General features: G+C 72.5%; 14 protein-coding genes. 8 read left to right on the top strand and 6 right to left on the bottom strand.

Annotated elements, in window-relative coordinates:
* Nucleotides 1-3: 3 nt before the first annotated feature.
* The 3 genes from uraH to AB0E91_RS03040 are packed head-to-tail and all read left to right on the top strand — an operon-like array spanning nucleotide 4 to nucleotide 2,696.
* A complete protein-coding gene (gene uraH, locus AB0E91_RS03050) occupies nucleotides 4-372 on the top strand; it encodes a hydroxyisourate hydrolase (RefSeq protein ID WP_361774233.1) in 369 nt (122 codons plus the stop codon).
* 4 nt (nucleotides 373-376) lie between these two features.
* Complete coding sequence (pucL, locus tag AB0E91_RS03045; RefSeq protein WP_361774230.1) at nucleotides 377-1,300, top strand: factor-independent urate hydroxylase; 924 nt, start codon at nucleotides 377-379, stop codon at nucleotides 1,298-1,300.
* 16 nt (nucleotides 1,301-1,316) lie between these two features.
* The gene (locus AB0E91_RS03040; protein WP_361774227.1) at nucleotides 1,317-2,696 is read left to right on the top strand and encodes an 8-oxoguanine deaminase; all 1,380 of its coding nucleotides are present in this window, start codon (nucleotides 1,317-1,319) and stop codon (nucleotides 2,694-2,696) included.
* 27 nt (nucleotides 2,697-2,723) lie between these two features.
* Here the strand turns inward: AB0E91_RS03040 and AB0E91_RS03035 are convergent, their stop codons facing one another.
* From AB0E91_RS03035 to AB0E91_RS03025, 3 genes are all read right to left on the bottom strand, one after another.
* Nucleotides 2,724-3,146 carry an acyl-CoA thioesterase gene (locus AB0E91_RS03035; protein ID WP_361774224.1) on the bottom strand — a complete coding sequence of 141 codons (423 nt, stop codon included), beginning with the start codon at nucleotides 3,144-3,146 and terminating at the stop codon, nucleotides 2,724-2,726.
* A gap of 53 nt (nucleotides 3,147-3,199) precedes the next feature.
* Nucleotides 3,200-3,820 (bottom strand): hypothetical protein, encoded by a 621-nt coding sequence (locus AB0E91_RS03030; RefSeq protein WP_361774221.1) that lies wholly within the window; start codon nucleotides 3,818-3,820, stop codon nucleotides 3,200-3,202.
* A gap of 109 nt (nucleotides 3,821-3,929) precedes the next feature.
* Complete coding sequence (locus tag AB0E91_RS03025; protein WP_361774218.1) at nucleotides 3,930-5,138, bottom strand: pyridoxal phosphate-dependent aminotransferase; 1,209 nt, start codon at nucleotides 5,136-5,138, stop codon at nucleotides 3,930-3,932.
* An 86-nt stretch (nucleotides 5,139-5,224) separates the two neighbouring features.
* Here AB0E91_RS03025 and AB0E91_RS03020 point away from each other — a divergent pair, with 86 nt between their 5' ends.
* Entirely contained in the window at nucleotides 5,225-5,863 is a 639-nt protein-coding gene (locus AB0E91_RS03020; RefSeq protein WP_361774215.1) for a helix-turn-helix domain-containing protein, read from the top strand.
* Between the two features lie 72 nt (nucleotides 5,864-5,935).
* Here the strand turns inward: AB0E91_RS03020 and AB0E91_RS03015 are convergent, their stop codons facing one another.
* From AB0E91_RS03015 to AB0E91_RS03005, 3 genes are read right to left on the bottom strand one after another with little or no spacing between them, the layout of a single operon-like run.
* Nucleotides 5,936-6,736 (bottom strand): hypothetical protein, encoded by an 801-nt coding sequence (locus AB0E91_RS03015; RefSeq protein ID WP_361774212.1) that lies wholly within the window; start codon nucleotides 6,734-6,736, stop codon nucleotides 5,936-5,938.
* Nucleotides 6,736-8,004: a VWA domain-containing protein gene (locus tag AB0E91_RS03010; protein WP_361774209.1), complete on the bottom strand. Its 1,269-nt coding sequence runs from the start codon at nucleotides 8,002-8,004 to the stop codon at nucleotides 6,736-6,738. The genes AB0E91_RS03015 and AB0E91_RS03010 overlap by 1 nt, the downstream gene beginning before the upstream one ends.
* A 9-nt stretch (nucleotides 8,005-8,013) precedes the next feature.
* Nucleotides 8,014-9,531, bottom strand: a complete 1,518-nt coding sequence (locus AB0E91_RS03005; RefSeq protein WP_361774206.1) for an IucA/IucC family protein — start codon at nucleotides 9,529-9,531, stop codon at nucleotides 8,014-8,016.
* Nucleotides 9,532-9,839: 308 nt separating this feature from the next.
* Between AB0E91_RS03005 and AB0E91_RS03000 the strand changes: the two genes are divergently transcribed.
* The 4 genes from AB0E91_RS03000 (at nucleotide 9,840) to AB0E91_RS02985 (ending at nucleotide 13,731) form a co-directional block, all read left to right on the top strand.
* Nucleotides 9,840-11,345: an IucA/IucC family protein gene (locus AB0E91_RS03000; protein WP_361774203.1), complete on the top strand. Its 1,506-nt coding sequence runs from the start codon at nucleotides 9,840-9,842 to the stop codon at nucleotides 11,343-11,345.
* A gap of 144 nt (nucleotides 11,346-11,489) precedes the next feature.
* Nucleotides 11,490-11,963 carry a hypothetical protein gene (locus AB0E91_RS02995; protein ID WP_361774200.1) on the top strand — a complete coding sequence of 158 codons (474 nt, stop codon included), beginning with the start codon at nucleotides 11,490-11,492 and terminating at the stop codon, nucleotides 11,961-11,963.
* Nucleotides 11,964-12,079: 116 nt separating this feature from the next.
* Entirely contained in the window at nucleotides 12,080-12,466 is a 387-nt protein-coding gene (locus AB0E91_RS02990) for an SsgA family sporulation/cell division regulator (RefSeq protein ID WP_361774197.1), read from the top strand.
* A 140-nt stretch (nucleotides 12,467-12,606) separates the two neighbouring features.
* Nucleotides 12,607-13,731 carry an aromatic acid exporter family protein gene (locus AB0E91_RS02985; RefSeq protein ID WP_361774194.1) on the top strand — a complete coding sequence of 375 codons (1,125 nt, stop codon included), beginning with the start codon at nucleotides 12,607-12,609 and terminating at the stop codon, nucleotides 13,729-13,731.
* Nucleotides 13,732-13,797: the final 66 nt, after the last annotated feature.

The following is a 13,797-nucleotide window of genomic DNA, read 5'->3' as shown; positions in this document are numbered from 1 at the left end:
ACCATGCCCACGACCTCCGTCTCCACCCATGTCCTCGACACCGCCGCGGGCCGTCCCGCCGCGGGCATCGCCGTACGGCTCCTGGCTCGCGCCGCGCCCGACGCCGACTGGCGGGAGACGGGCACCGGGACCACCGACACCGACGGCCGCTGCCGCGACCTGCCGGACCCGCCGGAGGGGACGGTGTGGGCGCGGCTGGACTTCGCCGTGGAGCCGTACCTCGCCGAAGCCCATGCACAAGCCGGAGCCCATGAGCAAGGGCCCGCCTTCTTCCCCGAAGTGACCGTCACCTTCGCCGTACGACCCGGCGAGCACTATCACGTACCGCTGCTGCTCAGCCCGTTCGGCTACTCCGTATACCGAGGGAGTTAGCACCATGGCAGATGTGTCCCGCCCCGCAGGCCCCGCGCTTCTGGGCCAGAACCAGTACGGCAAGGCCGAGAACCGGGTCGTCCGGATCACCCGGGACGGCACCACCCACCACATCAAGGACCTCAACGTCTCCGTCACGCTCAGCGGCGAGATGGACGAGGTCCACTACTCCGGCTCCAACGCGAACGTCCTGCCGACCGACACCACCAAGAACACGGTGTACGCCTTCGCCAAGAAGCACGGCATCGAGTCCGCCGAGGCGTTCGGCATCCTCCTCGCCCGGCACTTCGTCACCTCGCAGGAGGCGATCGGCAGGGCACGTATCCGCATCGAGGAGTACGCCTGGGAGCGGATCGCGCTGCCCGGCGCCCCCGAGGGCGGCCACTCCTTCGTCCGCAAGGGCCAGGAGACCCGGCTCGCCCAGATCACGTACGACGGCTCGGCGTGGGAGGTCGTCTCGGGCCTCGCGGACCTGGTGGTGCTGAACTCCACCGACTCCGAGTTCTGGGGGTACGCCAAGGACGAGTACACCACCCTGCCCGAGGCTCACGACCGCGTGCTGGCCACCGAGGTCACCGCCCGCTGGCGGTACGGCTGGACCGGCGAGGGCAAGACCCCCGACTGGGACGTGTCGTACGAGGAGGCCCGGCGCCATCTGCTGGAGGCGTTCGCCGGGACGTACTCGTACTCCCTCCAGCAGACCCTGTTCGCGATGGGCTCCCGGGTGCTCGAGGAGCGTGACGAGATCGACGAGATCCGGCTCTCCCTGCCGAACAAGCACCACTTCCTGGTCGACCTCGAACCCTTCGGGCTGACCAACGACAACGAGGTGTACCTCGCCGCCGACCGGCCCTACGGGCTCATCGAGGCGACCGTGCTCCGCGAGGGGCGCGAGGCCGCGATCCCGGTGGACCTCACCAACCTCTGAGAGCGAAGGACGCACCGTGGCAGCAGCCGAGCGCATCGTCATCGAGAACTGCGCGATCGCGACCGTCGACGCGGACGGCACCGAGTACGCCTCGGGACACCTGGTCCTCGCGGGCGACCGGATCGAGTCGGTCGGCGCGGGTCCGGCGCCCGCGGGGTTGACGGAGGTCACCCGCCGCATCGACGCCACCGGGCACCTGGCGACCCCCGGCCTGGTCAACACCCACCACCACTTCTACCAGTGGCTCACCCGGGGCCTGGCCACCGACCACAACCTCTTCGACTGGCTGGTCGCGCTCTACCCGACCTGGGCGCGCCTGGACGAGGACATGGTCTACACGGCCGCGCAGGGCTCCCTCGCGATGATGGCGCGCGGGGGTGTCACCACCGCGATGGACCACCACTACGTGTATCCGCGCGGCACCGGCGACCTGTCCGGGGCGATCATCCGGGCCGCCCGCGAGACGGGTGTGCGCTTCACCCTGGCCCGGGGCTCGATGGACCGGGGAGGGTCGGACGGCGGACTGCCACCGGACTTCGCGGTGGAGACCCTGGACGACGCGCTGGCGGCGACGGAGGCGACGGTGCGGGAGCACCACGACTCCTCCTTCGGCGCCATGACCCAGGTCGCCGTGGCCCCCTGTTCCCCCTTCTCCGTGTCGACCGAACTGATGCGCAGGGGAGCTGAGTTGGCGCGCTCGCTCGACGTGCGGCTGCACACCCACGGCTCGGAGACGGTGGAGGAGGAGAAGTTCTGCCACGAGCTGTTCGGGATGGGCCCGACCGACTACTTCGAGTCCACCGGCTGGCTCGGCGAGGACGTGTGGATGGCGCACTGCGTCCACATGAACGACTCCGACATCGCCGCCTTCGCCCGCACCGGCACGGGCGTCGCCCACTGCCCCTCCTCCAACGCCCGCCTCGCGGCCGGCATCGCGCGCGTCCCCGACATGCTCCGGGCGGGTGTCCCGGTCGGCCTCGGCGTGGACGGAACGGCGTCCAACGAGTCCGGCGAACTCCACACCGAACTGCGCAACGCCCTCCTCGTCAACCGCCTCGGCCCCCACCGCGAGTCCGCCCTCACCGCCCGCCAGGCCCTCCGCCTGGGCACCTTCGGCGGTGCCCAAGTCCTGGGCCGCGCCGGGGAGATCGGCTCCCTGGAACCGGGAAAGATGGCCGACCTGGTCCTGTGGCGCATGGACACCCTGGCCCACGCCTCCATCGCGGACCCGGTGGCGGCGCTGGTCCTGGGCGCGGCGGCCCCGGTCACGGCGTCGTTCGTGGGCGGACGGCAGGTCGTGGCGGACGGGCGGCTGCTGCACGTGGACGAGGAGGCCGTCGCCCGCGCGACCCGTGCCGAGGCGCGGCGCCTGGCGCGGATCGCGGGGCAGGCGTGAAGCGGGTTCCGGCCTGCCCCCGCCCGGCTAGAGCCCGAACAGGGCGGGGTCCGCGGCCAGTTCCTTGAACACCTCGCGCGGGTCCGTGACCAGCTTCCGCTTCTCCAGGTCCATCAGGCCGCCCACGGCGGTGACTTCGGCGGCGAGGGTGCCGTCCAGCTTGCGTATCTCCTGGTGGATGCGGAAGGTCTTGCCGTCGGTCCACTCGAACGCGCAGGTGATGTCGACCTCGTCCCCGGCGAGCAGTTCGCGCCGGAAGCGGATCGTGGTCTCCAGGGCTACCGGTCCCACGCCCCGGCCGACCAGGCGTGCCTGGCTGATACCTGCGGCGTGGAGCAGCGACCAGCGGGCGTGCTCACCGTAGTTGAGGTAGACCGCCTGGTTGAGGTGGCCCTGGGTGTCGGTCTCGTAGCCGCGGACGGTCACACGGACGGAAAACGGTTCGGGCACTGCTGCCCCTTCTCGCGTCGGACTTCTCCGGTCGCCCGATCTTGGCACGCGGCTCACACCCGGCGGGGTGACGCCAGTAGATAGCGCACGCGGGTACGGGGCTCGGTGCACACGCCGGGCTGCCAGCCCGCCTCTTCCAGCGTGGCCGCGCAGGCGCGCAGGGCCTCCTCGTCCGGGGCGTACACGGCGACCGCCTCCGGCTGCGGGGTGGCGCGCACCCGGTAGCCGGGTATCCCGCCGCCCTCGGGCCGGTGCCCGGCCGCCTCCAGGGCGAGCGCGGCGGCCCGTACGAGATGGCTCCGCTCCCAGTCGCAGGGGCGGTCCGTGGCGCCGTCCCGGTCGGTCATCCGCCGCATCTCAAGGAGTCCCTGCCAGGCCCCGCGCACCTCGCGCAGCCGGGCGGGACCGGAGGTCCCCGTCTCCTCGTCACCCCCGACCCGGGCCGCGAAGACCCCACCGGAAGCGGGCGCTTCCGGGGGCGCGGCCGGCTCCTTCTCCCGCATCCGCTGCCCCGCCGGAGTCAGGAAGTGATCGTGCGGCGGCCTCGGATGCCGGAAGGCCAGCCCCCGCTTCACCAGCGCCGCGAGCTGCGCCTCCGTCCCCCGCAGCCGCCCCGTCTCCGGATCGGCCCCCTCGACGACCCGCCGCTGCGCGGCACTCGGCGGTCCTCCCACGACCGGCTCCCTCCGCTCGCACCCGAACCGGACCCGCCCACACGGCGGACCCATTTCCGAAGCGTACGGCGGGGGTCTGACAACGCTGACGACGGACAACGCCGCCCGGCTACTGCCGGTACCCGCTCAGGAACCGCCCGATCCGGCCGATCGCCGCCTCCAGGTCGTCCGCGTGGGGGAGGGTGAGGATGCGGAAGTGGTCGGGGGTGGGCCAGTTGAAGCCGGTGCCCTGGACGACCTGGATCTTCTCGCGGAGGAGGAGATCGAGGACGAAGCGTTCGTCGTCGTGGATCTTGTGGACCTTGGGGTCGAGGCGGGGGAAGGCGTACAGGGCGCCCTTGGGCTTGACGCAGGAGACGCCGGGGATCTCGTTCAGCTTCTCCCAGGCGACGTTGCGCTGCTCGTGGAGGCGGCCGCCGGGGGCGGTGAGGTCGCGGATGGACTGGCGGCCGCCGAGCGCGGCCTGGATGGCGTACTGCGCGGGAGCGTTGGCGCACAGCCGCATGGAGGCCAGCATGGTCAGGCCCTCCAGGTAGTTCTTCGCGTGCTGCTTGGGTCCGGTGACCACCAGCCAGCCGGAGCGGAAACCCGCCACCCGGTAGGTCTTGGACAGGCCGCAGAAGGTGAGGACGACCAGGTCGGGGGCGAGGGCGGCGGCCGAGTGGTGCACGGCGCCGTCGTAGAGGATCTGGTCGTAGATCTCGTCGGCGAAGACCATGAGGCCGTGGCGGCGGGCCAGGTCGAGGACGCCCTCGACGATCTCCTTCGGGTACACCGCGCCGGTCGGGTTGTTCGGGTTGATGATGACCAGGGCCTTGGTGCGGTCCGTGATCTTGGATTCCATGTCGGCGAGGTCGGGGGTCCAGTCGGCCTGCTCGTCGCAGATGTAGTGCACGGCCTTGCCGCCCGCCAGCGTCGTCACCGCCGTCCACAGCGGGAAGTCCGGGGCCGGGATCAGGATCTCGTCGCCGTCCTCGACCAGGGCCTGGACGGCCATGGAAACCAGTTCCGAGACGCCGTTGCCGAGGAACACGTCGTCGACGTCCACCTCCAGGCCCAGGTCCTGGTAGCGCTGGGCGACGGCGCGGCGGGCGGAGAGGATGCCGCGCGAGTCCGTGTAGCCGTGCGCCTGCGGGAGCATCCGGATCATGTCCTGGAGGATCTCCTCCGGCGCCTCGAAACCGAACACGGCCGGGTTGCCGGTGTTCAGGCGCAGCACACTGTGCCCCGCCTCTTCCAGCGCGTCGGCGTGCTCTATCACCGGGCCACGGATCTCGTAGCAGACCTCACTGAGCTTGTTCGACTGCCGGAACTCCATGCGCCGCAACCCTTCGCCGTCTGGTGTCACTTGGTTTTACCAAGCAGGAGCTTGGAAAGTCCAACGAACTGTCTAGACTGCGTCCCATGCCACCTCGCCGACGCTACGACCAGTACTGCTCCGCGGCCCGCGCCCTCGACCTCGTCGGGGACCGCTGGACCCTGCTGATCGTCCGGGAACTGCTGGCCGGTCCGCGCCGCTACACCGATCTGCACGCCGACCTCCCCGGGGTGAGCACCGACGTACTCGCCTCCCGTCTCAAGGACATGGAGCGCGACGGCCTCGCCACCCGCCGCCGCCTCCCGCCGCCCGGCGCCGCCTACGTCTACGAACTCACCTCGCGCGGACGAGGGTTGCTGCCCGTGCTCCAGGCGCTGGGGGAGTGGGGCCGGGACGGCCTGGAGGAGCGGCGCCCCACCGACGCCGTACGCGCGCACTGGTTCGCTCTGCCCCTGCTGACCGCGCTGCGCGGGGTGGACACCGGACCCGGAACGCTGGAAGTCGGCCTGGAGGAAGGGAACTTCCATCTGTACGTCGGCGCGGAGGACGGCCCGGTCTACGGCGACGGACTCGCGCCCGGCGGCGCGGACGCGCGGCTCGTGATGGACGAGGGGACGTGCACGGCCGTCGTCCGGGGGGAGTTGACGGTTCCCGAGGGGATACGGGCCGGGCGGATCACCGTCACCGGCGACAGCCCGCTGGGCAAGTCGCTCCGGGAGGAGTGAGCCCTGGAACGACCGAAGGCCCGCCACGAGGGGCGGGCCTTCGGCTTCGATCACCGGCTACGGCTGCCGGCTTCAGGCACCCGGCGGCACCCGGTAAGGCCGTCCCGAGCCGCGCGTCAGCGCGTACCCGCCGATACCGGCGAGCGCGGCCAGCACGCCGCCGATCGCGGTCCACACCCAGCGGTCGGACCACCAGTTGGAGGACCAGCCGTCGTCCGGCTCGATGCCGGAGAGCACGGCCGACTTCGAACCGTTCTCCTCTGCCTGGGACTTGACCGCGATGCCCGGCACGAGCGGCTTCGACAGCGAGCCGTCGACCGCCGCCGCGCCGCCGATGTCCTTGGAATCGGCGCGCACTTCGGCGTGCACCGGCTTGCCGAGGTCGGCGGAGGAGAGGTTCAGCACCGTCAGCCGGATGTAGTACGTGCCCGGCAACGGGTCGTTCGCCCACGGATCGGACCAGGCCCGCACCGTGCGCAACACACAGGCCAGTTCGACCGAGGGCGCGTCCTGCGCGGCGGTGCGCGAGGCCGCGCCGTACTGGCACGCCTGGCGGCGGCGCAGGCCGTCGTAGACGTCGATCTGCCAGGTCTGGGAGTCATGGGCCTGCGGCAGCTTCACCGTCGCCCGCACGGTGGGGCGCTGCCCCGCGTCCGCCGCGAACGACCAGTAGAAGTAGTCACTGGTGGAGCCGGAGGCGGTGGCCGTCTGCCCCTGGTCCATCTCCGCCGCCGTACGGAACGACGTGCCCGCCTGGGTGGGCGCCTTGGCGTCGGACGACGCGCTCGGCGAGGGGGAGGAGTCGGCCACGGCCGGGGCGGCGGCGAGTCCGAGCGCCAGCGCGGCGGCACTCAACACATGGGTGAAACGCATCAGTTGGTCCTCCAGACCGCGACCCGCCAGCGCGACAGCCAGCCCCACAGCAGACCGGCGACGAAACCGGTGAGCACCAGCGCGCCCAGCAGCCACCAGCCGCGCCCGAGACCGAAGGCGGCGACGTCGTGCGCCGCGGACGGCCCGTCCACCACGTCCACCGTCAGCTCCAGCGGCAGACCCGGCGTGGTCTTCACACCCGGCGCCGCCGAGAAGGAGTTGGTGACCTGGAGGCACACCGACTCCGTGGTCGCGGTGTCGTCGTCGCTCTCCGGCTTGGGGTAGCGCAGGCCCGTGGAGACCACGTCCGTGCGGCCGGTGCCGGCCGCCTCGCCGCGTACGATCTCGCGTCCGCTCGCGGTCACCGCGCGCAGCAGCACGCCGTAGTCGGGGGAGACGGCGCGGTCGTCCGCGACGCTCACCGAGGCGCGCAGCTCCTGACCGGGTTGCACGTCGACCTTGTACCAGCGCTGCCGGCCGAACTCCTCGCGGTCGGTGAAGAGTCCGGACTTCAGCGTCGGGGCGGCGGAGCAGGAGTCGGCACCGCTGGCGGCCACCGGGGTCACCACCGGGTCGGCCGCGCGGTCCACCAACTGGCCGACGCGGTCGGACAGTTCTTCCTTGTGCTGGATGGAGGTGTAGGTGCCGCCGGTGGCGTCCGCGATGCAGCTGAGCTGGTCACGGGTCTTGGCGTCCGGCACCAGGCCCAGGGTGTCGATGGTGAGCCCGATGCCCTTGGCGGCTATTTCGCGGGCCACCTCGCACGGGTCGAGCGGCTGACAGGTGTCCTCGCCGTCACTGATCAGGACGATCCGGCGGGTGCCTTCGCCGCCCTGGAGGTCGTCGGCGGCCTTGAGTAGCGCGGGGCCGATCGGGGTCCAGCCGGTCGGCGAGAGCGTGGCCACCGCCGTCTTGGCGTCGGTCCGGTCCAGCGGGCCCACCGGGTAGAGCTGTGCGGTGTCCTTGCAGCCGGTCTTCCGGTCGTTGCCCCGGTAGTTGGCGCCCAGGGTGCGGATGCCGAGTTCCACCTCCTTGGGCGTCGCGTCGAGAACCTCGTCGAACGCCTGCTTCGCCGCCGCCATTCTGGTGCCGCCGTCGATGTCGCGCGCCCGCATGGAACCGCTGACGTCCAGGACGAGTTCGACCTTCGGGGCCGCCGTCTGCGGCTCCGTCTCGTCCGCCACAGCGCCGCCGGGAAACGCGATCCCGGCTCCCAGGGCCGCGAGCAGGGCGCAGACGCCCGTCGCCAGCCGATGTCTTCTGATCATCGGCGGATCCTATTGACCGTATGCGCCGCGCTCCAAAACGAACGGGTGTGGCAGCGCCGCCCATTGGTCGCCCGGCGTCTCGGGCGAGAGCCGCATCAGCGTCAACGCCTTGGCGGGCAGCGGCTTGTCGTACAGCGCCATCAGATCCGGCGTACGGGGCACTTGACGCAGCGCGGCCCGCAGCGCGGCGGCCAACGCCGGTCCCGAACCGGCCGTCGCGGCCAGCGCACCCGCCACCAGCGAGCCGAACAGCTTGCGCCGCAACACCGTCACGTCGTCCGAAATCAGACGCCCGGTCAGGGGCGGCGGCATGATCCCGTGCCGGGACAGACGTGCGGGGCTGATGCGGATGTCCGCCAGATCGCGGTACACCAGCCGCAGCGGAGTGCCGTCCGCCGCCAGCACCACGAGCAGGTTCTGCCCGTGCGCCTCCAGTGCCACCCCGAGGTCCAGCAACCGCAGTCCGACGGTCAGCGCGAGCCGGGTGAAGGCGGCCATCCACTCGGCGGAGCACGGCAGTTCCGTCGTCGCCAGCGCCGCCACCGGTACCACCCGCTCGTCCGGGCCCGCGTACACTTCCGGCGACTCCCGCAACTGCGCGGCCAGGTCGGGGGAGTGGGCGGTGGCCGCGCCCAGCGCACGGGTGACGTGCAGCAGGCCGTCGGTCCGCGCGGCCAGCTCCGTCGCGAACGAGGAGAGGGTGGCCGACGCCTTCACCGAGTACACGGAGATGTCCCGCACCGACGAGGTCAGCCGGGCGCTGAGCGCGGTCTTCACATGCGGGCCGCCCGGAACCGCCAGGGTACGCAGCGCCATCAACGGGTGGGCCGCGCGCCAGGGTTCGGCCGACCGCTTCAGCACATGCGCCGCCTGCCAGGGGTGCACCGGCAGCAACAGATCGCCCCCGGAACGCAGTTCCTCGGGCCAGTCGCCCGACACCAGGCACTCCGACGCCGGTACGGCCACCGTGCCCAGCCACACCACCGGCCGGTGCTCCGGGCCGTACGCCAGCTGGTCCGCCACCGAGAAGCCGGGCCGGGAGCGGCAGTTGGGGTGGTACGGGTGCCCGTCGACCACGCGCTGCTCCCACTCCCAGTCGTGCGCGGGCCACTCCTCCCCGGACGCCTCGGCGTTCGCCCGCGACAGGGCCAGCGAGGCCACACTGCCCGCGAGTTCGGTGGCGAAGGCGGCCGCGTGCGGCACCGCGAGGTCGGTCATCAGGCGCGCGGGGTCGTCGTAGCGTTCGCGGTCCAGCCGGATCGCACGGACGCGGTCGCCGGTGGCGTACGGATCGGAGTGCGGGCCGCGCAGCGTGCGGCCGTCGGCCAGGCGCAGGGTGTGCCCCTCGGCGTGCGCGGAGCGGCCGGTGATCCACGGCAGCGGCTCGTGGACCAGCGCCCGCCACAGCCGGGTCAGGACCGCCGCCCGGGCTCCCGGCAGCGCGGCCGCGTACCGGCCGAGCAGGGCGGGCCGCACGGCGGCCAACTCCTCGGCGATCTCGGCCTCGGCGGTGGGAGAGTGGTACACGTCGGCTCCTCGGGGACGGGCAGCTCAGAGCACGATTGTCGGATACGCGAGACATACTGAACGCGACCGCCCCCGGACGCGAACCGGCGGACGGCGCGGTCCGCCCTCCGCGAGGACACCGGAGACGACGCCCGGTGCCCTGGACGGGGAAACCGGCGACGACGCCCGTGCCCTCCGCGAGGACACCGCAGCACAACGCCCGACCGGCGCCCGGAGCCGGGCCCGTACAGCCGCCCTGCGACGGCGCCCCGGCGCGGCCTCCGACGGGCCGGACGAGTACGAACGACGAGCCCGACGAGTACGAACGAATGGATCGCGTGGACCTCCAGCCTCACACCGACGACGCCGGTCGGCGCGCCGACGCCTACGCGGCGGCGCCCCTGCTCAACTGCCTGCTCCGCGAGGTCGCCACGCCGCTCCCGGACCCCGGCGAGCGGCCCGTCTACCGGCTGCCCGGCACCGGCCGGCTGCTGCGCGTGCGCCCCGGCCGCCGCCCGGCCGACCCCGAGGTGCGCACCGGGGACCAGTGGCGGCGCATCGGCCACACCGAACTGGTCAAACTCGTCGCGGAGGAACTGGGCCGGCACATCGGCCCGACCGGCGGCGACCTGCCCGCCGAGATGATCGACAGCCGGGACACGGTCGCCGCGCTGCTCGCCGCCCGCGCCCGCACCGTCGCGCCCGAGGACCCGTATCTGCGCTCCGAGCAGTCGCTGATCACCGGCCACCCCCACCACCCTGCCCCCAAGGCGCGCGGCGGCGGTCCGGCCGCAGCGTGGCTGCGCTACGCCCCCGAGGCCCACGGCCGCTTCCCGCTGACCCTGCTCGGCGTCCGCGAGGACCAGGTGGCCGAGGAGGGCGACACCAGCGCCCTGGACGCCCTCGGCACCGCCCCGCCCGGCTACCGGCTGCTGCCCGCCCACCCCTGGCAACTCGACCTCCTCGCCCGCGAACTGGCCCCCGCCTTCGAGGACGGGCGCCTGCTCCGGCTCGGCGAGACGCCCTTCGTGGTGTGGCCGACGGCCGCCGTCCGCACGGTGTACGAGCCCGAGCGCGATCTGTTCCTGAAGTTCAGCCTCGACGTCCGCATCACCAACGACATCCGCCGCCTGTGGCGCCACGATCTGGCCAGACTCCGCCGCATCGACGCCGCGGCCACCGGCGCCTTCGCGGCCATGGGCGGCCCCGCCGCCTGGCTGAGCGACCGCGGCTACCGCACCGCCGCCTTCGCCTTCGAGGAGTTGGCCGTCCTTGTCCGCGACGGCCTGCGGGACCATGTGCTGCCCGGCGCCACCCCCCTGCTCGCCGCCGGGCTCGCGGAGGGCTTCGACGGCAGTCCGCTGACCTCCGCACCCGACCCCGACGCCTGGTGGGCGGCCTACCTGAGTGCGGTCGTCCCGCCCGCGCTCACCGCCTTCGACACCCACGGCGTCGTCCTGGAGGCCCACCTCCAGAACACCCTGGTCGCCGTCGACGCCACCGGTACGCCCGTCCAGGCGCTGTTCCGCGACGCCGAGGGGGCGAAGCTCCTGCCGGAGGTCTCCCGCGAGGCCGGCTGGGAGCGACTGGTGTACTGCCTGGTCGTCAACAACCTCACCGAGATCGCCGCCGCCCTCGCCGAACACCACCCCGGCTTCGACCCCTGGCCCGCCGTCCGCCGCGAACTGGCCCGCCACACCCTGCCGGAGATCCCGGCCCTGCTGGCGGCGCCCAGCCTGCCGGGCAAGACCAACCTGCTGCTGCGGTGGACGGGGGCGGACGGGGCGGACGCCCGGTATCTGCCGCTCCCGAACCCCCTGGCGGATGGGAAATGAAAGTGATGAAAGGGGTGAAATATGCCACTACCCGAAACGTTCAATGTTCAACTTAATCGGAGTAGCGTCGCTCGTGCCCCACCACCCCGGGGCGTCGCCGGAGCCCCATCCTCATGGCTCCGGCATCGAGCAAGGAGAAAGATCATGAATCGCATCTTTGGGCGTCGTGCCGCCACCGCGGCCGTCGTTCTCGCCGCCACGGCCGGCACGCTGCTGACGGTGGGCGGCGTCGCCTCGGCGGCTCCGGATTCCGCGGCCGGTCATGCCGCGACCGCCTCCCGTGGCCCGGTCGCCGCGTCGTACGGCGATCACCGCGGCGACGGAAGCGACCACCGCGACGGCCACCGGGACGGCCACCGCGGTGACGGAAACGACCACCGGAACGGCCACCGCGGCGACGGGATCCGCCGGGACGGGAACGGTCACCGCTGGGGCGACCGGGACGACCGCCGCTGGGACGGTCACCGTTACTGGGTGCGGGAGGGCCGGTACTGGTACGGCGACGACCACGGCCGTCGTTATCGCTTCGACAACCACCGCTTCTCTCAGTGGGAGCGCGGCATGTGGGTCGTCGTGAGCGGCGACGCGCACGACTTCGACCGCGGCGTCTTCCGCTGACCGCAAGGGTCATGGCGGGCGCCGGGCCCGGACGTCGTTCCCTGTCGTCCGGGCCCGGCGCCCCCGGCTCCAACGCACCCAGAACCATGACCGGTTGTGTAGATCGCATGCTCGACATGGAAGTCGTGTCCCCCCTGGGCGGGCGGATTCTCGTGCCCACTCGCCTGCTCTACAGGTCGCAGGACCCGCTTGCCGTGCAGCTCCTCTTCTGGGACGACCTCAAGGGGATGGTCCCGTGGGTCTTCGCGCGTGACCTCCTGGCGGCGGGGACCCGGGCCCCGAGCGGGGACGGTGACGTGCGCGTCTGGCCCGGCGAATCCGGTGCCGAGGCGCTCCTGCACCTCTCTCTGTCCTCCCCGTACGGCTCCGCCCATCTCGTGGCCCCGCTTCCGGTGATCGAGGAGTGGCTGTGGCGTACGTACCGGCTCGTGCCCGCCGGCGGGGAGGCCGAGGCGCTGAACCTCGACGCCCGCCTCGCCGAATTCCTGGACGGAGCGCCCTGAGCCGATCCCGGATCGCCTCACCGGCCTCACCGGCCTCACCGCGGTGCGCGACCGTGGCCGACGTCACCGCCTCACAAGGGGCGAAAGGTGCCATCATCGACATCGTGCAACATTCAACTACGCGCCCGGGGTGCCCGCCCGTGACGGCGGCGGGGTCGATGCGCCGCATCACCGGCCGGCTCCGTGGCCGACGGGCCGACCGTGCGGTGCACGGAGCCAAGACCCTCATCGCCGCGCTGTTCGCCTGGGGCGTCGTGGCCCCGTGGGCCGCCGAGAGCCGGCCGTACGTGGCGGTCGCCACGGCTGTGCTCATGGTCAACGCGTCCACGGTCTACCGGTCCGTGACCAAGGCGGCGCAGAACGTGGCGGCCAGGGTCGCGGGGCTTGTCCTCGCCCTCGCGGCGGCCCGGCTGCTGGGGCCGACCGCGGGCGCCGTCGCGGTCATCGCGGTCGTCGCGGTCCTGGCGGGTCCCCGGCGCACCGCCGAGGACCGTCTCCAGATCGCCTCCACCGCGGTCGTCGCCCTGGCCGCCACCGCGGCCGACCCGGTGGGCGGTCTCGTGTCCTCCGTCCTCCAGACACTCGCCGGCGCGGCTGTGGGCATCGCCGTGAACGCCCTCGTCCTGCCACCGCTCTATCTGGACGAGTCCGGCTCCGCCGTGCGCGGCCTCGCCCGCTCCATGGGGGCACTGCTGCACGACATGGGCGCGGGCCTCTCCGGCCGGCGGCTCACCTCGGACGCACGCGACTGGTTGCGCCAGGCGCGCGACCTGGACGAGCGCCTCACGCGCGCGGAGGAACAGGTGCGGCAGGCCGACGAGAGCCTGCGGTGGAACACACGCTGTGTCGTGCGTGCGCGGCGCAAGGGCGTGACCTTCCACGACAGGGACACCTTCACGGCCTTGCGCGGTGTGTCGATCCAGGTGCGCGGGATCGCCAGGACCCTCGCCGACAACGCGCACGACGACCATACGGATCACCATCTGGGGAGCCGGTTTCTCGACGAGTACGCCGAAACGCTCCGGCTGGCCGGTGCGGCCGTCGGGGCGTTCACCGAACCGGGGCCTGCCGACGGTTCGTCGGACACCTTCCCCCGTGAACGCCTGCGCGGAGCGATCGACGGCGCGCGGGTCTGGCACGACACGATGACCGGCATGATCGCCCGGGGCGCCCTCACCCGGCCGGGCGCCTGGCATGTCTACGGCTCACTGATGACCGACGCGGAAAGGCTGCTGGCCGACCTCGACCGCGCCAACCCGCACTGACCGGGGGTTCCATTCGTCGAGGACGGGGATGCCGGTGCGCGGACTCGGGGTACTCCTCCCCGGCCG

It is taken from the genome of Streptomyces sp. NPDC026659 (assembly GCF_040638245.1).
Taxonomy (GTDB): Bacteria; Actinomycetota; Actinomycetes; order Streptomycetales; family Streptomycetaceae; genus Streptomyces.
Note: the sequence above shows the minus strand (reverse complement) of the source record. Positions and strands in the feature narration are given on the sequence as shown.